The following is a 19,641-nucleotide window of genomic DNA, read 5'->3' as shown; positions in this document are numbered from 1 at the left end:
GGCTACTCACCCGGGGTGGAGTCGGGGCGCGCGGTGCCGCTCGCCGCCGGCTCGTCCTGCACCTGAGCGCGCGACGCCCAGTCCGGTCGCGCCGTGGGAGCGGGCTGCTCCTCGGCGGCGACGGGCTCGTCGTCCTCGACGGTCGGGTCGCTGAGCTCGGTGGAGGCGTCGTAGGACGCGACCGGCGCGGGGGCCTCGGGCTCCTCGGCCGTGGCGACGCCGTCGAGGAGGAGGTCGCCGACGACCTCGCGGATGCTCTCGGCCGAGACGACGCCCTGGCGGAGGATGCGCAGGGTGCCGCCCTCGAAGCTGAGCGCGGTCGCGTCGACGATGGTGGAGGACTCGCTGGCGCCGACCGGGCGATCGCTGTAGCGGCTGCCGGCGGTGCCCGCGTCGAGGTAGACGTCGACGGAGTCGCCGAGCTGGTCGAGCGCCTCCTGGGCGGTGGTGGCGGACGGGCGGCCGGTGCGGTTGGCGGAGGAGACCGCGAGCGGCCCCGTCTCGGCGAGGAGCTCGAGGGTGACCGGGTTGTCGGGCATCCGGAGGGCGACGGTGCCCCGGGTCTCGCCCAGGTCCCAGACGAGGGAGGGCTGCGCGTGCAGCACGATCGTGAGCCCACCCGGCCAGAAGGCCTTCGCCAGCTCGCGGACGGCCTCGGGCACGTTCTCCGCGAGGGCGTCGAGCGCGGCCACGTCGCCGATCAGCACGGGCGGCGGCGACTGCCGGGTGCGCCCCTTCGCGTCGAGCAGGCGCTGCACCGCCGCGGCGTCGAAGGCGTTGGCCGCGATCCCGTAGACCGTGTCGGTCGGCAGGACGACGAGCTCGCCCCGGCCGATCGCGGTGCGCGCGAGACGGGTGCCGGTCAGGAGGTCCGTGTCGACGGAGCAGTCGTAGATGCGTGACATAACGCCGCAATGATACGGGACCACCGGTGGTGACCACCCGGAGGGCGCGCACCGCTCCGGCGGACGGCTCCTGCACGGAGGGACCGCGCCGAGAGGGGCCCGCTGCACGGGACCAGGCGATCCGCGCCCCGGGACGCGCCACGCGGGGCGGGGCGGAACGGGGCGACCTACCGTGTCCCGGCGGCTCGCCTGCCGTCGTGATCCCCGATCGGGAGGCTCCCTCGATGGACCGGACGTCCTGCTGCGCAGCGGAGTCCGGGGCTCCCCGCCCCGGAGCTCGATGATCCACCGCGTCGCCGCACTGCTGCGCTCCCCGACCGCGCGGAGCTCCTCGAACGCCGCCCTCGAGCGGCTCGTCTCCCGCGGCACGAGCGCGGTGGTCGGCCTCGTCGTCGCCGTCCACGTGTCGCCCGCGGAGGCAGGCGTGTACGCGATGGCGTTCCTCGCGCTCTCCCTCCTGCAGGAGATCGGGGAGAACACGGTGCGCCCGCTCGGCGTCGCGATGTGGCGGAGGGAGGGAGGTGCGCGCCAGCTCCGGCGCGCCGCCGCCGTCGTCTCCGTCGGCGGGGCGACGGCGATGGCGGTCGCGATCGGCCTGCTCTGGGCCGTGTCGGCGGCGTCCGCAGCGCAGGCCGTCGCCCTCCTGCCGTTCGTCGCCGTCGCCGCGCTCCACGGAGCGATCCTGCCCGCACTGACCCGGGCGCAGGTCGACGGACGCTGGGCCTCGATCGCGCGGGGCCAGGCCCTCGGCAGCATCGCCTCGATCGTCGTCTGCGTCCCGCTCGCTCCCGTCCTCGGCATCGCGGCGGGATCGCTCCAGACCGTCGTGACCGAGGGGATCCTCCTGCTCCTGCTCTCGAGACGGGGGACGCTGCCGACTCCCGACCTGCCACGTCGGCCGATGCTCAGGGACTACGTGATCCCCACCCTGCAGAGCAACGTCTTCGGCTGGCTGCAGGGCCAGTCCGAGCGGATCGTCCTCTCCGCCCTCGGTGGAGCCACGACACTCGGCCTCTACTCGATCGCGAGTCAGATCGCGCGCGCCGTCTCGGACGCCGTCGTCCTCGGACTCGCGAACGTCCTCCGCGCCCGGCTGGCGAACTCCCGGACGGACGAGGAGCGGCGCGCAGTGCTCCGCTCCGTCGTGACGCAGGCGGCGGTCGGCGCCGTGGTCGTGCAGACGACGATGGTCGCCCTGGATCTCCTCGTCCTCGGCCGCGTCCTCGACTCCTCCTGGCATCCCGCCCTGCTGATCGTGCCGATCCTCTCCGTCTCCTCCGCGCCGATCGCCTGCCTGTGGTGCGCCTCCTCGTACCTGATCGTGCAGGGCCGCGCGAGTGTGCTCGTCCCCTGGCACTGGATCGGCGTCGCTCTCAGCATCGGAGCCGGATTCGCCGTCGCCGCCGATCTGCTCGCGGGGGCGTGCGCCGCCGTCCTCCGCGACGCCGTCGCCCTCGCCGGTCGCCTGCCGCACGTCGGGCAGGACATCGGCCGCTCCGGCCTGCTGCGCGTCTCCGGCTGCCTCGCGGCCGGCGTGCTCATCGGCGCCGCAGGCTTCTGCGCCGCGCTCCCCCGCTACAGCTGACCATCCGTGACACCCCCGACCCCTGAGGCGACCCGCCATGACACCACCTCCCCCCGGCTCGCACCGCCGATCGCTCGCACGGTCTCCACGACGACCGCCGCCACTGCAGCGGCCCGGTCACGCGGAGTCCTCGCTCCCGGGCGGACCACCCGCGCAGCGCTCGAACGCCGTCTGGCTTCCCGCTCTGGCGGTCCTCCTGCTCGGCGCCGTGGTGGTCGCGGTCGTCACCGGCGAGCTCCAAATCCCGGCGCTCGCCGCTGCGGCGGCCTGCGTGCTGATCGTCGCCCGCCTGCTCCCGCCGGCCGGCGCCCTGACGCTCGTCCTCGTCCTCTACGCGGTCGTCCCGTTCGACTACCTGGCGCTGCCCGCGCCGTTCCCGATCCTCAGTCCGATCATCGTCCTCGCGGCCGCCCTGGCGATCGCGACCGGAGCTCCGCCACCGCACTGGCTCCGCAGGACCCGGCTGATGGCGCCGATCGCGTTCACGGTCTACGCACTGGTGATCCCCGTCCTCCGGCCGCAGGGGCAGATCGAGACGATCGTCTCCTGGACGGCCGTCGTCGTCATCGCGCTGATCGCCCTACCGCTGTGGATGAGCGACCCCTCGGTCTTCCGGCCGCTGACCACCGCCCTCCTCCTCGTGTCGGTCGTCCTCGCGATCGTCGGGACGGTCGAGTCCACGACGCGGTCGAACCTCTACGCCGAGATCTTCGCCTCCGCTCCGTTCCCGCTCACGCAGAAGTGGAGCGTCTACCGGATCATGACGACGCTCGGGCACCCCCTGGTGAACGGCACCTTCTTCGCGTCGGTCGGATCCCTCGCGTTCGGGCTGTTCCTCAAGGGCGGACGGCCGGGTGCCCTCCTCGGCTTCGCGGCCTGCTGCGCCGGAGTGCTGCTCTCCGGATCACGCAGCGCCATGGTCGCGATCGCGGTCGGCGTCCTGGTGGCGGGCGGCGTGACCGTCTTCCGCCTCACGGGCAGCCGGCTCGTCAGACTGATAGTCGCGTTCGCCCCTCTCCTCGTGATCGTGTCGACCGTGGGCGCTCAGGCCCTCGACCCCCGCTCCGAGACGGAGGAGGGCGCACGGTCCGCGGACGTCCGCGACCTGGTCCTCCGGATCGGTCTGAAGGTGCTGCCGACGGAGTCGGGCGTCTTCGGCTCCGGAGGAGGACTGTCGGGGGTCGTCTTCGCGCAGAACGGCGGGGGGAACTACGTCCTCGAGAGCAGCCTGTGGCAGACGGTGTTCAGCTACGGGCTCATCGGCACGACGCTCCTGCTGGCCCACCTCCTGATCGTCCTGATCTGCTCGATCGCCCGGGGTGCCGTGGCCGGTCCCGCGATGCTGGTCGCCTATCTGGTGGCGGCATCGGCCTTCAACCTCCTCGAGTCGGCGCCGGCCTCTCTGATCATCCCGGCGCTCGCCCTCCTGCTGACCATCGCGGAAGCCCGGTCGGAACCGGCACCGCCGCGTGCCCTCCCGCCCGTCCCTCCGCGCCGCGTCGGCCCCGGCGAGCGCCACTCGAGCAGCTCGGGCCCCGCTGCACCAGCAGCGCGGGACGGGCGCGCCGGAGCAGCCGGACCGGCGACGAGCCGGGTCGTTCCGGCCGCGCCGCGCCAAGAGCCCCGGAGACCGCGCCGCACGCCGCAGTGGCGGCGAGCGTCTTGGTAGCGTCCCGCGAGCCGCTGGACACCCCGCCCCCGGCGGACACCGAGGAGTGCTGATGACATCGACGCGCCGCTGGCTGGTCGCCACCACGGAGTACGCGGGGTTGACGCCCTACACCGGCGGAATCGGGCGCGGCTTCGCCTCGCTCCTGCCGGCGCTGGTGAGAGCGGGCGTCGAGGTCGACCTCGTCGTCCTCTCCTGCGATCCGCCTCTCGACGGCTTCGATCCCGAGGGCGTGCGGATCCTCGAGTACGTCCGGCTGCGCCGCCGGCCCGCTGTCGGCCGGCTCCTGCAACGGGCGCTCCACCTGCGCGCCCTCGTCCGCCGCTCCCGCTACGACGTGATCTTCCTCGCGGAGTGGGAAGGCCTGGGCGCGCTGCTCCCCCGGCACGCGCCGCTCGTGACGAACCTCGCGACCGGCTACCGCATCGCGGACTGGATCGCGGGCCGGTCGACGGAAGGGCGGACTCTCCGCACGCGCCTCCTGATCGGGCTCCAGAAGCGCCTCGAGACCCGCCAGATGAGACGGTCGCGCGGACTCGTGCCGATCTCCCGCGCGGTCCGGGACTGGTACTCGACGCGGATCCCGGAGCTTCCGCCCTCGGTCGTCGTCCGCAACTGCATCGACGTGCCGACGGTGCAGCGGAGCGCGCGGTCCGGCAACCTCCCGGAGGGCTGGCCGCCCGGCCCGGGTCCCGTGGTGCTCTTCCTCAGCCGCATCGAGCGGCGCAAGGGCGTCGAGACCGCGATGCACGCCTTCGAGGCACTGGCCCGCACCCGTCCGGAGGTCTCCTTCGTCTTCGCGGGAGCCTTCTGCTTCCTCGAGCCGACGGAGGCGGAGCTCCTCGGCACGGTCGCCGCCGAGCACCGCGACAGGTTCACGTTCCTCGGCCACGTCGGTGGCGACGAGGTGTTCGCCGCGATCAGGGCCGCCACCGTCGTGACCTGTCCCTCGCGCTGGGAGGGCTTCGGGAACGCGGCGCTCGAGGTCAAGGCGGTGGGTACCCCGCTCGTCGCCACCACCGGCAGCGGCTTCGACGACTTCTGCGAGGACGGCGTGGATGCGCTGCTGGTGCCTCGGGACGACCGCTCGGCGCTCAGCGAGGCGATCGGACGACTGCTCGACGAGCCCGAGCTCAGGGAGCGCCTCACCGCTCGCGCTGCGCGCGGGATTCACGCCTTCACCGCGGACTCGGTGGCACCGGACCTGCTCGCGGCCGCCCAGCAGCTGCTCGAGGGCGCCGGCCGGGCGAGCGGCGGGGCCAGCGCCTCGAACGGCCACCGATGACCCGCCCGAGCACGGCGCGTCCCCGCTCGGTCACGATCGGGGTCCCGGTCCACGGGGTCTCCGCGTACGTCGAGCGCTGCCTCTCCTCGCTGTGGGCGCTCGCGCTGCCGCCCGGATGCACGGTGGAGGTGATCGTCGTCGACGACGCGAGCCCCGACGACTCGATGGTGAAGGTCCGCGCGTCCATCGCGGACGCGCCTCCGGCGTTCTCGGTGCTGGTGGTGACGCACGAGTCGAATCTCGGGCTCGCCGAGGTGCGGAACACGATCCTCGAGCGCGCCTCCGGTGACGCCGTCTGGTTCGTCGACTCCGACGACCACGTCCATCGGGACATGCTCGCCGCGATGGTCGACGCGATGTCCGGCGAGGTGGACGTCGTCGTCACCGGTCTCGTCGCCGTCGGCGAGTCGGGCGAGCGGCTGCCCGTCGGAGCGATGCCGTACACCGGGGGCCGCCTCTGGACGGGATGCGACGCCGCGGTCGAGCTCTTCGAGTTCCGGCTCTGGGCCTTCCTCTGGAACAAGCTCGTCCGGCGCGAGCTCTACGCCGGCCTCCGCTTCCCCCGCTCCCGCTCCTACGAGGACACGGCGCTGATGGCCGTCCTGCTCGCGCGTGCGCGCACGGTCTCGTTCGTCGATCGCGAGCTCTACGTCTACTCCGTCCGCCCCGGCGCGATCACGGACGGACTGCGGGTCGACCTCCTGGACCTCTCGAGGAACGTCCGTCACGTCGTGCGCCTGCTCGAGGCGGACTTCCCCCTGCTCGCCGCGCACCCCTCGGTCAGCTCCTACACGGCGCGGGTCGCCCACCTGTCGGCCCTGAACCACGTCGCCGAGCACCCGTCCGCGGGCGATGCCGGACGCACGATCGAGCGGGAGGTCTCGGCCGACGTCCGAGCGAGCGACGTCCTCCGCACCGTCCGCGACGGGCACCTCGCCGTCGCGGCCGCACTCGCCCTCATCGCCGTGTCGCCGAGCGCCTATGTGGGTCTTCGTCGCCGGTCGAGGCTGACGCGCATCCTGCGCCACCTGCGTCGATTCCGGCGCGTCTGACGCGGTCCGAGCGGCGCCGCGCGCCAGTTCCCCGACGAACACGCCCCTCCGGGTCGACGCCCGGTCCCGCGCGAATAGCGTCCCCGCCATGCCGAAATCCCTCGCCGTCATCGGCACGCGCGGCTACCCCAGCTACTACGGCGGCTTCGAGACCGCGGTCCGCAGGCTCGCCCCCCACCTCGTCGCCGCAGGCTGGGACGTCACCGTCTACGGGCGCCCCGGAGCGACCGTCGACGACGCCGAGGGCCGGGACCCGCGCGTCCGCACCGTCGTCACCTCCGGCTGGGACTCCCGGTCGCTGAGCACGCTGAGCCACGGGCTGAGCGCGACCCGCGACGCGGTGCGACGCGCTCCCGACGTCGCACTCGTCATGAACGCCGCGAACGGCCTCTTCCTCCCCCTGCTCGAGCGAGGCGGCATCCCCACCCTCGTGAACGTGGACGGCATGGAGTGGGAGCGGGAGAAGTGGGGGCCTCTCGCGCGGTCCGTCTTCCGGAGGGGCGCGCGGATGACCGCGGCGCACGCCACCGAGCTCGCCTTCGACTCGCACGAGATCGCCCGGCGCTGGGGCACCGACTTCCAGCGCGACGGCGTCTTCCTGCCCTACGGCGGAGACATCCCGCCCGACCTGCCCGTGGAGCCCGGGCTCCGGCACCGGTCGTACGCCCTCCTCGTCTCGCGGTTCGTGCCCGAGAACACCGTCGAGGAGTTCTTCGCCGCCGCTCCCGCGATCGCGCGCACCCACGACGTCGTCATCGTCGGCTCCACCGGCTGCGGCGGCGTGCTGGATCAGCGGGCCGCTCGCCTGGCGGCCTCCCACGAGCGCATCCACCACCTCGGTCACCTCCGCGACGACGCCCGGCTCTTCTCGCTCTGGCAGCACGCGGGCGCCTACTTCCACGGCCACAGCGTCGGCGGCACCAATCCCGCGCTGGTCCAGGCCATGGCCTGCGGCGCTCCGACGGTCGCCCGCGACACCGTCTACAACCGGGAGGTGCTCGGGGAGGGCGGCGTGCTCGTCGCACCGGACGCTCGGTCGATCGCCGCGGCGGTGCGGCGGATGCTCCTCTCCCCCGACGAGCAGTGCGCCACGAGCGACGCGGCCCGCGAGCGCGCCCGCGAGCACTACACCTGGGGCTCGGTCTGCTCCGCCTACGAGGAGACCCTCGCCGGGCTGGTGGACGGCACATCGGCGCGGTCGCCCCGTCCGCGCGCCCACCGCCGCCCGCTGGCGAGCCGGTGAGCGGGTCCGTCGGCCGGCGACGCCGTCCCCGCCTTCCGGCGACGGCGTCCTGTCCGCGAACGATCCTGTTCCTCCATCCCTCCGACGAGACCTACGGCGCCGATCGGGTCCTCCTCGAGGCGCTGCGAGCGGTCCCCGAGGACGTGACGGCCGAAGTGTGGCTCCCGGACGACCTGGACTACCCCGCTCGCCCCCTCACCCGCCTGCTCGAGGAACGCGGTGTCACCGTGCACCGCATGCCGCTGCCCGTGCTCCGGCGCGCCTACCTCCGGCCGCGCCACCTCCTCTCCTTCCTGCGGCGGACCGCAGCGACCGGCCGGGCGATCCGCGAACTCGATCCGGCGCTCGTCTACGTGAACACCGCCGCGCTCGCGCTCGTGCTGCCCGTCGCCCGCCTCCTCGGTGCACCGACCCTCCTGCACCTGCACGAGCACAGTCGAGGGATCGAGCGCCTGGTCCTCTGCCTGCTGTTCCGCTCGGCGGACCGCCTCGTCGTCGTGAGCCGAGCGGTCGCGGACACGCTGACCGCCTCGAACCGGAGACGGTCGACCGTCGTCCACAACGGATTCGAGAGCGCACCGCCGGTCCCGCTCCCGCAGGGAGACGAACTCGTCTTCGTCCTGGCGAGCAGGTGGAACGCATGGAAGGGCCACGAGCACTTCCTCCGGGTGTGGAGTCGCCTCCAGCGCCGAGACGTGCGGCTGATCGTCCTCGGCGGGCCTCCGGTCTGCGGGGCCGGAGTGGACGTCCCCGGCATCGTGGCGGGCATGCGGAACGGCGAGTCCGTCGAGGTGCGCGGCGAGTGCGAGGACGTGCGGCGAGTGCTGGACGCGGCTCACGTCGTCGTCGTGCCCAGCACGTCGCCCGATCCCCTGCCGACGATCGCCCTGGAGGCCGCCGCAGCCGGACGAGCAGCCCTCGTCAGCCGGTCCGGCGGGCTGCCGGAGATCGTCCTGGACGGAGTCACCGGGCGCACGCTCGCCCCCGGCGCGGTGGAGGAGTGGGTCGCGGCCCTCGAGGGGCTGGATCGCGCCGCCGTCGAATCGTTCGGACGGGCCGCGCGCGAGCACTCCACGGCGGCGTTCTCGCGGACCGAGTTCGTGCGCCGCATCGGCGAGGAGCTCCGGGCGATGCTGCGATGACGGCGATGACGCCGCCGAGACGCGAACTCGTCGTCGCGAGCCCGTACTCCGAGGGGGCGGCCAGGGCCCTGATCGCCGGCGCCGCGTCCCGCGGGGCTCTGGCCGCGGAGATCCTTCCGCGGACGAGGCTCGTCGCTCTCGCCGCTTCGCTCCCCCTCCCGTCCGCTGCAGCCCGCACGACCTTCGGGCGGCGTATGCGCGTCCTCCGGGACGGCTACGCCGCGTCCCGTCCCCACCGGGTCGAGCGGGTGTCGCATCTGGCCGAGACGGTGCTCCGCGCGGGTCTCCGGCTGCCCTGTCCCGGTCTCGCGCTGCGGGCGTCCTACCTCTCGAAGGTCCTCTTCGACCGGGCGGCGGCTGCTGTCGAGCTCCCCGAGGGCGCGGTCGTGCTGGGCTTCCCGGGCGCCTGCCTCGCGCTCTTCCGCGCCCACCCCGACGCCCGGCGGGTCCTCCACGCCGTGGACGCGCATCCGCGCGCGCACAACGGCGAGCTCCTCCGGCACTTCTCCCGCCGCCGGACCTGGGACGAGCGCTACCCCGGGCGCCTCGTGCGCCGGATCGAGAAGGAGCTGCGGCACGCCGACATCGTCCTCACCCCCTCGGCGATCGTCTCGGAGCAGATGGCCCGGTACGGCGTCGATCGCGCGAAGATCGTGCAGATCCCCTACGGCGTGAGCCTGACCGGCTTCACCCCCGACGGACCGTCCGTCGATCGCGACCCCGAGCGGCGACGAGTCGTCTGCGCGGCCCACCTCTCGCACCGCAAGGGGATCCCCCAGCTCCTCGACGCCCTTCGAGGACTGCCGGTCGACCTCGTCCTGGCCGGCGGGGTCTTCGATCGGCGCCTGCTCCGCGGTGTCCCGCCGAACGTGATCGTCACCGGCCCGCTCTCTGCGGACGAGCTCGTGCGGGAGTTCCGGGCCGCCGACGCCTTCGTCCTCCCGACGCTCGAGGACGCCTGCTCCCTGGTCGTCGCCGAAGCCGCGGCCTCCGGGCTCCCGGTCATCACGACCGACGCCAACGGCGCCTCCGCCCTTCTCGACCCGCAGCACAGCACGGTCCTGCCCGCGGGAGACGTCCTGGCGCTCCGGGAAGCGCTCAGCAGGGTGCAGCCGCTCGATCGCGCGACCCGGCTGGCGATCGCGGAGTCGGCGCGCACCGCGGCGACGTCGATCACCGACTGGAGCACCTACGCGGAGCGAGTGCTCGACGTCGTCCTCGCCGAGGAGGGGGCGCGGGTCATGGGCGATCGGGTGGGCTGCGGTGCGCGGCGCGGGCGGAACTGAGAGAATCTCTCGCAATAGCGAGCACACCTCATTTTCTCGTGTACGGTGCTGTTCCTGTCCTCCTCGCTCGAGGCGGCGCCGCTCTCGGCGCCCGCCTCTCGCTCCCGCCCCTCACCGAAGAAGAGACCACCGCCATGCTCCGACGCCTCGACGGCACCGAACCCCGGGTCATCGCCGTGACCGTGTCCACCGGGAAGCGCACGGCGACACTCGCCCGCGTCGTCGAGGCGGCTCTGCAGGCCGGCGCCGACTCGGTGCACGTCGTCTTCAGCGGCAACGGCGGCCAGGAGCGCGTGCTGCGCGGACTGCTCCCGGCGGGCCTCGACGCCCGCGTGAGCTCCACGGTCCTTCCGAACGACCTCGGCACCGCCGGCGGCTTCCGGGCCGCGATCGAGCACTGCCGCACGCAGGAGCTGGACTACGCCTGGCTCCTCGAGGACGACACCGCGCCGCGGCCGGACGCGCTCGCCGTGCTGCTGGCCTCTCCCCTGGCGCTCGATCCGAGGGCCTGCCACGCGAGTCTGCGCGAGACCGACTTCTACCAGTCCCAGCTCGTCACGGGTCGGCCCGCCGCCGAGGTGTTCCCGAGCCCCGGCCGGTTCCTGGACAACGACGTGCGCCGGCTCCTCCGGCGCGGGGCCTGCGGCCGCTGCGGGGCGCGCCCGCAGGAGCCGATCGTGGTTCCGATCGCGCCCTACGGCGGCCTGCTGGTCTCCCGGGCCGCGCTCGTCGAGGTGGAACCGCCGCGTCGGGAGTTCGTGCTCCGAGGTGACGACCGGGACTGGACGCGGCGGATCACGCGGGCCGGCTTCACGATCAATGTGCACCCCCTGAGTCGGATCGATGAACTCGACCGGTGCCGGAGCGCGGCCGAGCGCGCGTCGGCGACCGACGTGCTCCTGCACTCCTCGAACTCCCACGAGCTCTACCTCGCCGTCCGGAACCGGACCGCCCTCGACCTCGAGCTGGCCCGGACGGAGGGGCGCCGCGGCAGCACCGTCTTCGCGCTGAACCGCGGGATCTACTGCGCCGCGCTGGCAGCCCGGGGCCTGCGATGGGGCCGGGTTGCGACGGCCGGCACGATCCTCCGGGGCGTCGTCGCGGGCAGCCGGGGGCGCTTCCTCTCCGTGCGCTGACGCGCCGCCGGCCCTCCCCCGGGTCGGGCCGCCGGTCCCCCGGTCTGGTCGCCGATCCCCCGGGTGGTGTCGCCGGCTCCCCGCGGTCAGGACGCCAGGAGGCCGAGTTCGACCAGCTCGTCGAGGAGCTGCTCGATCTCCGCCCGCCGGCCGTCGGCGAGCACGTCGCCGAGGTCGTCCGCGGCGCGCACGACCGCGGCGGCCCCTGCTCTCGAGCGCGCGTCCTGAGCGGAGAACCGCTCCCAGAGCAGCCGAGCCGACCCCTGCAGCACGACCGGCTGCGCCCCCGCGGGCGCACCGAGGGGCAGGAGGTAGAGGCCCTGCGGCGTCGCCATCGCCGCCACGCGGGACCCCGTCACGGACCGCCCGCAAAACGTCCGCGCGCCGTCGACGACCTGCCCTGTCGCCGGAGCTGTCCGCTCGGTGCCGGGCGCCGGCACGGGAGCTCCGCCGACGGGAGCGGTTCCTCCGGCCGCGAGCCGCGGAGCAGCGGCCGCGTCGGCGTCCGCCCGGGAGGCGCGGCGCACGGCGACGAGGTCCCGGATCGCGGGCAGGAGCGCACGAGCCGCGGCCGCGAAGCGCCGCGCACGGATCGCCAGGCGGGCGGAGGCGGTCGGCGGGAGCAGAGGGTGGTCGATCACCAGGTCCCGGCCGGCGGGGTGGAGCGCTCGCCGGAGCAGGACGAGGCGCTCCGCGAGTGTCGGCGCCTGGTCGATCGCCAGCAGCCAGTCGGCCGTCCTGCTCGGTCGACGGGTGCGCAGCTGCCAGAGCGCGTACTGCCGACTCGGCCGGGCGGGCAGCGCGACGGTCGCGCCGATCCGCGCGAGGAAGGGGGCGATCGGCTCCAGGCAACCCAGCTCCGCGGCTCGAGCGACCACCGCCTCCTCCCTGCCCCGGGCCGCCACCACCGCGACGAGCTCCTCGAACTCCTCCTCGCTGCGCTGCTGATACGGCGAGCGCAGGCTGTGCAGGGCGGAGACGACGACGGACGTGTCGAAGCCGATCGCCCGCACCGGCACTCCGGCGACGACCACCTCGCAGCGGGTCCGCCAGAGCACCTCGAAGGCGAGCTGCGGATCGACGAAGAAGCCGGGCCAGCTGGTGTGCACGTCGATGTCGCAGGGCCAGGAGGGGTGGAGGAGGGTGATCGAGTGGGCCACGAACGCCCGGTGCGCGGCGGACCCCGGCCGGACCGACCAGCCGCGCTCGCCGAGCAGGGTGAGGAGGCGGTCCGCATCGCCCGGGGCGACCAGGACGTCCGCGTCGCTGGAGGGATGGGGACGGCGGATCCGGTGCGCATCGGCGATCGGGCCCTTGAGGAACAGGGCCCGGATCCCCGCGCCGCGGACGAGGTCGTCCACGAGGGCGTGGACGAGGCCGACGGCGGCGGCGAGCGGGAGGTCGACGGTGGGTCGCATGATGGCTGCCCTCCTCCGTTCTCCGGGACGCGGATGCGCGCCGCAGAGAACCGTAGGAGCCGTCGCCCGGAGAACGGCCCCGGGGCGCGGCATCACGGGTCCGCGTGCGCGGGACGTCGCCCGCGCCAGGTGGACCTCTCCCGGCCGGTGGGCGCCGCGGTGCCGTCCGGGCGTCCGCTCGTGGTGCGGTAACGTCCCTGCTGGAAGCCCCGGCCCCCGTCCCTCCCACTCACAGCAGGAGCACTCGTGCGAATCCTCGTCACCGGCGGAGCCGGCTTCATCGGCAGCAACTTCGTCCACCTGACCCTCCGCGAGCGACCCGACGCGCGGATCACCGTGCTGGACAAGCTCACCTATGCGGGCAACCGCGCCTCCCTCGCCCCGGTCGCCGACCGGATCACGTTCGTCGAGGGCGACATCGCCGACGCCGAGCTGGTCGACCGGCTGGTCGCCGACACCGACATGGTCGTGCACTTCGCCGCGGAGTCGCACAACGACAACTCGCTGAACGATCCGACGCCGTTCCTCGAGACCAACATCATCGGCACCTTCACCCTGCTGCAGGCCGTGCGGAAGCACGACGTCCGCTACCACCACATCTCGACCGACGAGGTCTACGGCGACCTCGAGCTCGACGACCCGGCGAAGTTCACGGAGCAGACGCCGTACAACCCCTCCAGCCCGTACTCCTCGACGAAGGCCGGCAGCGACCTGCTCGTGCGCGCGTGGGTCCGCTCCTTCGGCGTGAAGGCGACTATCTCGAACTGCTCGAACAACTACGGGCCGTACCAGCACGTCGAGAAGTTCATCCCCCGGCAGATCACGAACGTGATCGACGGCGTTCGGCCCAAGCTCTACGGCGCCGGCGAGAACGTCCGCGACTGGATCCACGTCGACGACCACAACAGCGGCGTGTGGGCGATCATCGAGCGCGGTGCCATCGGCGAGACGTACCTGATCGGCGCGGACGGCGAGAAGAACAATCTGGAGGTCGTGACCCTGATCCTGGAGGAGTTCGGCCAGGGCGCCGACGCCTTCGACCACGTCACCGACCGGCCCGGCCACGACCTCCGCTACGCGATCGACTCCACGCGCCTGCGCACGGAGCTGGGCTGGGAGCCGCGCTACACGGACTTCGAGTCGGGCCTCGCCGCGACGGTGCAGTGGTACCGCGAGAACGAGGACTGGTGGCGTCCGCAGAAGGCGGCGACCGAGGCGAAGTACTCGGCGGCTGCGAGCTGATCCGCGGCAACACCCTTCCGCAGCACGCGTGAAGGAGCCGGCCGCGCTCAGCGATCGAGGTGAGACCGGCCCTCTCGGATCTCCCGACGCAACTGGCGAAGACGACGCCAGGGCGGAGGAACCATCGAACCGTCCGGTGCCGTTCGGCTTCGCGGAAGCGATGCTACCGCCACGGCCGCGAGAAGGTCCGGAACCAGGCGAAAGCGCTGCGCGAGACTCGCTCGACGGAAAGCGACCCACCAGTGGAAGGCTGTCGACCCGACTCCTGCCACGACGAACCGCCAGGATTCCATCTCCGACTCCGTCAGATCTGAGGGTCCAGCGTCCAGCCCGATCTGCTCGAAGAGCGGCCCGAGGACGAATCGGGCTCGGAGTCGCTCCGCGAGGAGGACGAGCTCCTCATCGAACGAGTCCGATCGCGACTCACTGAACTTTCTCGCGACGGAGTCCAGATCACTTCTGCTGCGGGAGCGCTCGGGATCTCGAAGCGCGTGGACGGCGAGAACGATACCGCCCACGACCGGATCCACCGCGCTGATCGAGCGGTGAGCGACCGAGATCGAGACTCGTCGCGCCCACATGACGTCGAACGCCTCGCCCGCGTCAGCGAAGAACCCCGGATATCGAAAATGGACATCGATGTCGCACGGCCAGTCCTCCCGGTAGAGCGACGCCGAATGCGTTCCGAAGTACCGCGGCGCCCGAGCCTCCCGACGTCTCTTCCAGCCGCGCGCTTCGAGAAGCGCGATGAGATCGCCGAACCGGCCGGGCTCGACGATCACATCGGCGTCACTCGAGAAGCTGCTGGCGTCCCGGTAGCCGTGTGCGATGGCGACCGAGCCCTTGATCGCAAGAACACGCGCACCGGCGGTCTTCGCAAGATGATCGACGTAGGCGTAGACGAGAGGCACTGCTATCCCGCCGGCAAGAGAAGAGGAGGGGGTCATTTCTCACTCTCCTGTACTGCTCGACTCCCAGCCGAGCGGCGGACGGAGCAGCATCGCTCATCCCTGCGGCCGGAGCCCATTTCATTGTAGGGCTGGCTCAAGCGCCCCTCTGGTGCGCCGAGATGAGACGGCGGTCCCGAGCGGTGAGGCAGGATGGAGCGGTGCTCACTTCTCGTCGCGAGATCGCCGGTCTCCTGGTCGGCCATTCCGTGTCGCTGGTGCTTCTCTACCTGGTCGCGAATCCCTCGGATTCGGAGCGCACCTTTCGGATCGTCACTGCTGTCGCTCGCCAGCTCCCGCACCCCTTCGCCGACCTCCTCACCCCGGAAGTAATCGCCGCGCTGGTGGTCTTCTGGTTCGTCGCGGCATGCGGGTGGTTCTCCGGCGCCTTGGCCAGCGCGCGCCCATGGAGAGCTGCGATGATCCCCGCGGTCTCTGCCATCGCACTCGCCCTCGCCGGATGGCGTGCTGCGGACTCGAGCACCGACGAACTGCTCATGGTCGTCGCTGCCACGGTGTCGGGAAGCGTCGTGGGAGCCTGCCTCGCTGCGACGGAGAATGTCTTCGCCGCTTCGTCCATGTCCGATACGCAGCAATGGCAGAGGCGCTTCCTCCGTCATCGGAGAGCGCTTCTCGCGGTGACCGCATCGATCGCGGTGATCGGTGCCGTTGGCGCGCCGCTCTTCGTCTTTCCCGACACCTCTCGTAGCGCGGCAGACCCGAGCGCGGTCGTCGTGCTCGGACCCGCCACTGCCGAGAGGATCGCAGCAGGAATCAATACCGCTAAAGAGAGTGGAGCACAGACGGTCGCCGTATCGTCCGCCCGCCGACCGGACGGATCCTTCGCGGCCCCGCAATGCACCGGGCCGGCGTCCGTGGAGGTCGACTGCTTCGCACCGAAGCCGTTCTCGACCGCTGGCGAGATGAAAGCGATCGATGCTCTCTCGCAGAGGCACGGATGGACCGAGGTGATTCTGCTGACAGCCACCCCGCACGTGGCGCGCGCGACCTTCCTCGCGGACCGATGCCTGACGGTGCACGCGGCCGTTCGCGCGGTCGACGGTCCCCGTTCGATCACCGATTGGGCGCTCGCCTACCTCTACCAGTCGCTCGCTTTCGCAAAAGTGGCAGTCTCTGGACCGTGCGCGTGAGCCGCGACCTGCTCGCGCTCCGGAAGTCCGCCGGGCACTCACCATCAGCATCCTCGCCGAGTCAGCGGTCGGCGGACTCGAGAAGCCCGACCACTTCATCCCACATGTGATCGTTCTTCCCTCGAAGCTCCGTGCCGTGGTCGGCCAGAGTGCGGCTCGATCCGTCGGCGAAGAGGGTGTCGATGCTCGACGCGGGGTCCGACTTCTCGTCGAAGAGCCACTGCGGGACGCCGAAGTCAGCGAGCAGCTCCTTGTACTTGTGAGACCAGCCGAAGGCGAGCACGGGCGTCCCCTGGGAGAGGGCGCCGACGATCGCGTGGAAGCGGCTGGCGACAGCCGCCGAGGCGTCACCGAGAACGCGCTTGAGCACGAGGGGGTCGGGATGCGAGAACGTGCGGCAGGCGAGCGCATCCGCCACTCGCTTCCCGATCGGGATGTCGTTGAACTCGTGAATGACGACGACCGGCTCCAAGCCCCTGGCTCGGAGCTCCCGGCCAGCAGCGACGAGGATCTCGACATAGGCCCGCTCGTCGATGGCGGTGTGGCTGACCATCTTCTGATTCGGAACGATCGCCGCGTACTCTCCCTCGATCTGGCGCTCGACAGCGTGCGGAGCGAGGCCGACAGTGAAGTCGGGGGAAAGCCTGACGTCGATCGGGAGTCCGAGCTTCTTCACGTAGTCGAGGCTCACCCTGTCCCGCGCGAACACGAGGGATGCGTTGGTGAGGAGCTTGCCGCACCACTCGCGCTGCTCCGGCTTGTCGAAGGGGCCGAATGCCTGAGGAAGCAGGACGAGTGGCACACCTCGCTTCTTCCACCGAGCAGCGTGCGCTGACTCCCGCCGAGCTCGCTGCGGTCCGAAGCTGTCGCTGTAGGCGAAGCCCGCGGCATCGAGCACGCCGGTGAGATCCGAATCGCTGACCAAGCCGAAGGCGCGTTTGACACCTCGGGGCACGAGGTCGCTCAACGGCGCCGCAGCTCCCCTGGCTTGATTGAGCAGCAGAGTCTGCTTCATGCCCAGCCGCGCGCGGATGTCGTACTCGGAGCCGTTGGGCGAGACCGATAGATCGAAGCGATCTCCGATCCGCTCGGCGATCGCGATCATCATGAGCTGCGCGCCCTTGTTATGCGTGTTGACTCCGCGGATATCGATGGTCATAGCTGGTTGTAGCTCCTCAGGTCCTTGAGCGCGCGCTTCGCGGAGAACGGGGTGTCGCCGGTCTCATCCGCATATCCGTATCCGACGAGCATCACTACACGTTCGTACGACTCGAGATGCAGCAGGTCGCTCATCTTCTTGTCGCGCGCCGCGATGTCGGGCCAGTTGATGCAGACGGAAGCGACACCCTGAGACTCCAGTCCGAGGATGAACGACATCGCAGCGAGGCAGCCGTCGATGTAGATGAGGTGGCGGTCGCGCTCGTCGATGAAGGCGGACTGGTTGCCGACGATCACTGCGACCGACGGAAGGTTGTGGCCGTAGCCGGCGGTACCCATCGGGATCTTCGTCACCGCGGCGACCATCTCCGGATCGTCGAAGATCCTGAAGCTGAACGGCTGACGGTTGCAGGCCGACGGCGCTTCCGCCGCAACGAGCATCGCGCGGTCCACCTTCTCGCGCTCGACCTTGTCCGGCTTGAACCACCGCACCGACTTGCGCCGCACGGCGAGCGCGGTGATCGAGTCGATGTCGACGGGAGCCTGGTCGACGAAGGGAGCGTGGGGACCGCTCAGCTTGTTGCCTTCGGCTTCCCAGAGGAACGACTCGTACGATGCGCGCGCCCGCTGGATCTCCGGCGCAGCGCTCGTCGCCGTCGCGTCGAAGTACCGGTCGAGCACCTCACGCGCCCAGTGCTCCACGTTCACAGAGATGATCGGAGTCGGCGCAGCCAGGATCTGGCGGAAGAGCCGGACCGTCTCCTCGACGTAGGCGATGCCATAGGTCTCACGACGAGGTCTCATCGTGAGGCCCTTCTCGAGCATGTGGATGTTGCGACGGAGGAGGAATTCCTGCCGACCGCCTTCTACGCGCTTCGAGTACTCCTGATGGCCCTTGGCGACCAGCTTGCGCTCTCGACTGAAGGCGTCGCTGATGAAGGTGTAGTACAGGGCGCGTTCGAGAGGAGTTCCCTGGCGGAGACGCACGGTCAGGCCTCGCTTGACCCTTCCTGCAGTGGAACGGAGGCTACTCATGAGCAGATCCTTTCTTGAGGGCATTCCTCATGACGCCGAAGGCGAGACGGATGGGCCACACGAGGGCGAGCGACATCTGGATGCCTGCGGGACGCGTTGAACGCGTGGCGAAGCACGCGAGGTAGGAGGAGACGACGTAGGACACGACGGTCGCGTAGGCCGCACCGATCAGGCCGACCGAGGGGACCAGGAACAGGTTCAGTCCGACATTGAGCGCCGCGCCGAAGGCGTGTCGGATCAGAGACGCGATCAGCAGGTTCTCCGCGATGATCCACTTGCTGAACACGGCCGCCATGAAGACGAACGGGAGCGCGAGGACGTGCACCTGCAGGATCGCTCCCGCGTCCGCGTAGCGCTCTCCGTAGAGAAGGGCCAAGGCCCAGGGGCCACCGAGGAACACCAGGACAGCGATCCCGATCCCCACCCAGCACGATTGGTCGTACGAGCGCTGAAGCTCGACTCGGTACTGAGCGGAGTCCTTCCCGAACTTGTTCCGGATGTTGATGAGGCGCGGGAACGTCGCCGTCATGAACACCACGGGGAGGAAGTAGAACAGCTCCGACAAACGCGCGGCGGCCGAGTAGAGGCCGACAGCGGCGTTGCCGAGAAGTGCCTGCACGATGATGACGTCACCGCGGGAGTTGATCTGTCCGGCGATGCCGGAGAGGAGGAGCAGCCACGAGCTGTGCAGCATCCGCCTGGGCGTCGCCGCCTCTGGCCGACCGAATCCCGGAGAACGCGGGTCGCGGAGATAGCGCACGACCAGCCCGATCGAGACGACGACCGATTCGGCGACGTAGAGCAACAGGAAGACGATCAGTTCTGCACCCAGCAGAGCGAGCGCGATGCGGACCGCGAGGAAGAGAAGAACGACGGAGATGCGGATCGGAGCGGTCCTGCTGCTCTCAGCACGTGACTGGAACCAGTACTCGCTCGCATCGAAAGCCCGGGCGAACATGACCAGGAGCGCTATCGCCGTCGCTGCGACGTTGGCACCGCTCCCCGAGAGCAGCGCGACCGCCAGGAGCACCAGGTAGGCGATGAGGGCGAAGAACTCCCGGGTCAGGATCAGGCCCGTCATCAGGGCACGCTCGTTCGACCGCTCGCTCACGAGCAGCTTCAACGCCAGCCCGGACAGTCCCGCCGTGACGACGACCATGCCCATCGAAGCCAGGCTGGTCGCGTAGCTGAAGATGCCGAAGTCCGAGACGGAGAGCAAGCGCGCGAGGATGATCCCGCTGAGCGCAGTCGATCCGAGAGTCACGAACTGCTGGATGGTCGCCCAAGCCGCGCTTCCCAGGGAGCGGCGACGCGAGAACTCGGCGTCTGCGACGTCGGCCTTCATCGATTCCCTCCCGGATCGGTGGTGGTTCTGCATCCGTCGAGC

Annotated in this window: 16 protein-coding genes; 10 read left to right on the top strand and 6 right to left on the bottom strand. The window is 71.2% G+C overall.

From position 1 onward, the window contains the following. Window positions 1–2: 2 nt before the first annotated feature. On the bottom strand, window positions 3–905 hold the full coding sequence (locus tag EDF45_RS06410; protein WP_123445500.1) for an L-threonylcarbamoyladenylate synthase: 903 nt from the start codon (window positions 903–905) through the stop codon (window positions 3–5). A 280-nt stretch (window positions 906–1,185) separates the two neighbouring features. Here EDF45_RS06410 and EDF45_RS06405 point away from each other — a divergent pair, with 280 nt between their 5' ends. The 8 genes from EDF45_RS06405 (at window position 1,186) to EDF45_RS06370 (ending at window position 11,303) form a co-directional block, all read left to right on the top strand. Then, entirely contained in the window at window positions 1,186–2,490 is a 1,305-nt protein-coding gene (locus tag EDF45_RS06405; protein ID WP_123735360.1) for an oligosaccharide flippase family protein, read from the top strand. A 37-nt stretch (window positions 2,491–2,527) separates the two neighbouring features. Then, window positions 2,528–4,159 (top strand): O-antigen ligase, encoded by a 1,632-nt coding sequence (locus tag EDF45_RS06400; protein WP_148060234.1) that lies wholly within the window; start codon window positions 2,528–2,530, stop codon window positions 4,157–4,159. A 52-nt stretch (window positions 4,160–4,211) separates the two neighbouring features. Next, complete coding sequence (locus EDF45_RS06395) at window positions 4,212–5,444, top strand: glycosyltransferase family 4 protein (protein ID WP_123735358.1); 1,233 nt, start codon at window positions 4,212–4,214, stop codon at window positions 5,442–5,444. After that, window positions 5,441–6,496: a glycosyltransferase family 2 protein gene (locus tag EDF45_RS06390; RefSeq protein WP_123735357.1), complete on the top strand. Its 1,056-nt coding sequence runs from the start codon at window positions 5,441–5,443 to the stop codon at window positions 6,494–6,496. Before EDF45_RS06395 ends, EDF45_RS06390 begins: the two co-directional genes overlap by 4 nt. 88 nt (window positions 6,497–6,584) lie before the next feature. Continuing rightward, complete coding sequence (locus EDF45_RS06385; protein WP_123735356.1) at window positions 6,585–7,739, top strand: glycosyltransferase; 1,155 nt, start codon at window positions 6,585–6,587, stop codon at window positions 7,737–7,739. A gap of 143 nt (window positions 7,740–7,882) precedes the next feature. Then, entirely contained in the window at window positions 7,883–8,881 is a 999-nt protein-coding gene (locus EDF45_RS06380; protein WP_148060233.1) for a glycosyltransferase family 4 protein, read from the top strand. 194 nt (window positions 8,882–9,075) lie between these two features. Beyond that, the gene (locus EDF45_RS06375; RefSeq protein ID WP_148060232.1) at window positions 9,076–10,167 is read left to right on the top strand and encodes a glycosyltransferase family 4 protein; all 1,092 of its coding nucleotides are present in this window, start codon (window positions 9,076–9,078) and stop codon (window positions 10,165–10,167) included. A 134-nt stretch (window positions 10,168–10,301) separates the two neighbouring features. Continuing rightward, window positions 10,302–11,303: a glycosyltransferase gene (locus EDF45_RS06370; RefSeq protein ID WP_123735353.1), complete on the top strand. Its 1,002-nt coding sequence runs from the start codon at window positions 10,302–10,304 to the stop codon at window positions 11,301–11,303. 86 nt (window positions 11,304–11,389) lie between these two features. Here the strand turns inward: EDF45_RS06370 and EDF45_RS06365 are convergent, their stop codons facing one another. Further along, window positions 11,390–12,721 (bottom strand): nucleotidyltransferase family protein, encoded by a 1,332-nt coding sequence (locus tag EDF45_RS06365; RefSeq protein ID WP_185020101.1) that lies wholly within the window; start codon window positions 12,719–12,721, stop codon window positions 11,390–11,392. Between the two features lie 246 nt (window positions 12,722–12,967). Between EDF45_RS06365 and rfbB the strand changes: the two genes are divergently transcribed. Next, entirely contained in the window at window positions 12,968–13,963 is a 996-nt protein-coding gene (gene rfbB / locus EDF45_RS06360) for a dTDP-glucose 4,6-dehydratase (protein ID WP_123735351.1), read from the top strand. 47 nt (window positions 13,964–14,010) lie between these two features. Here rfbB and EDF45_RS06355 read toward each other — a convergent pair whose 3' ends face one another. After that, on the bottom strand, window positions 14,011–14,910 hold the full coding sequence (locus tag EDF45_RS06355) for a nucleotidyltransferase family protein (protein ID WP_123735350.1): 900 nt from the start codon (window positions 14,908–14,910) through the stop codon (window positions 14,011–14,013). 161 nt (window positions 14,911–15,071) lie between these two features. Between EDF45_RS06355 and EDF45_RS06350 the strand changes: the two genes are divergently transcribed. Continuing rightward, window positions 15,072–16,061 carry a hypothetical protein gene (locus EDF45_RS06350; protein WP_123735349.1) on the top strand — a complete coding sequence of 330 codons (990 nt, stop codon included), beginning with the start codon at window positions 15,072–15,074 and terminating at the stop codon, window positions 16,059–16,061. 61 nt (window positions 16,062–16,122) lie between these two features. Here EDF45_RS06350 and EDF45_RS06345 read toward each other — a convergent pair whose 3' ends face one another. From EDF45_RS06345 to EDF45_RS06330, 3 genes are read right to left on the bottom strand one after another with little or no spacing between them, the layout of a single operon-like run. Continuing rightward, the gene (locus EDF45_RS06345) at window positions 16,123–17,220 is read right to left on the bottom strand and encodes a polysaccharide pyruvyl transferase family protein (RefSeq protein ID WP_123735348.1); all 1,098 of its coding nucleotides are present in this window, start codon (window positions 17,218–17,220) and stop codon (window positions 16,123–16,125) included. Then, on the bottom strand, window positions 17,217–18,254 hold the full coding sequence (locus EDF45_RS20995; RefSeq protein ID WP_185020100.1) for a nitroreductase family protein: 1,038 nt from the start codon (window positions 18,252–18,254) through the stop codon (window positions 17,217–17,219). Before EDF45_RS20995 ends, EDF45_RS06345 begins: the two co-directional genes overlap by 4 nt. Then, window positions 18,247–19,599: a flippase gene (locus EDF45_RS06330; RefSeq protein WP_185020099.1), complete on the bottom strand. Its 1,353-nt coding sequence runs from the start codon at window positions 19,597–19,599 to the stop codon at window positions 18,247–18,249. Before EDF45_RS06330 ends, EDF45_RS20995 begins: the two co-directional genes overlap by 8 nt. Window positions 19,600–19,641: the final 42 nt, after the last annotated feature.

Source organism: Rathayibacter sp. PhB186, assembly GCF_003751825.1.
In the GTDB taxonomy this organism is placed as follows: Bacteria; Actinomycetota; Actinomycetes; order Actinomycetales; family Microbacteriaceae; genus Rathayibacter; species Rathayibacter festucae.
This window is presented reverse-complemented; position numbering and strand designations above follow the sequence as displayed.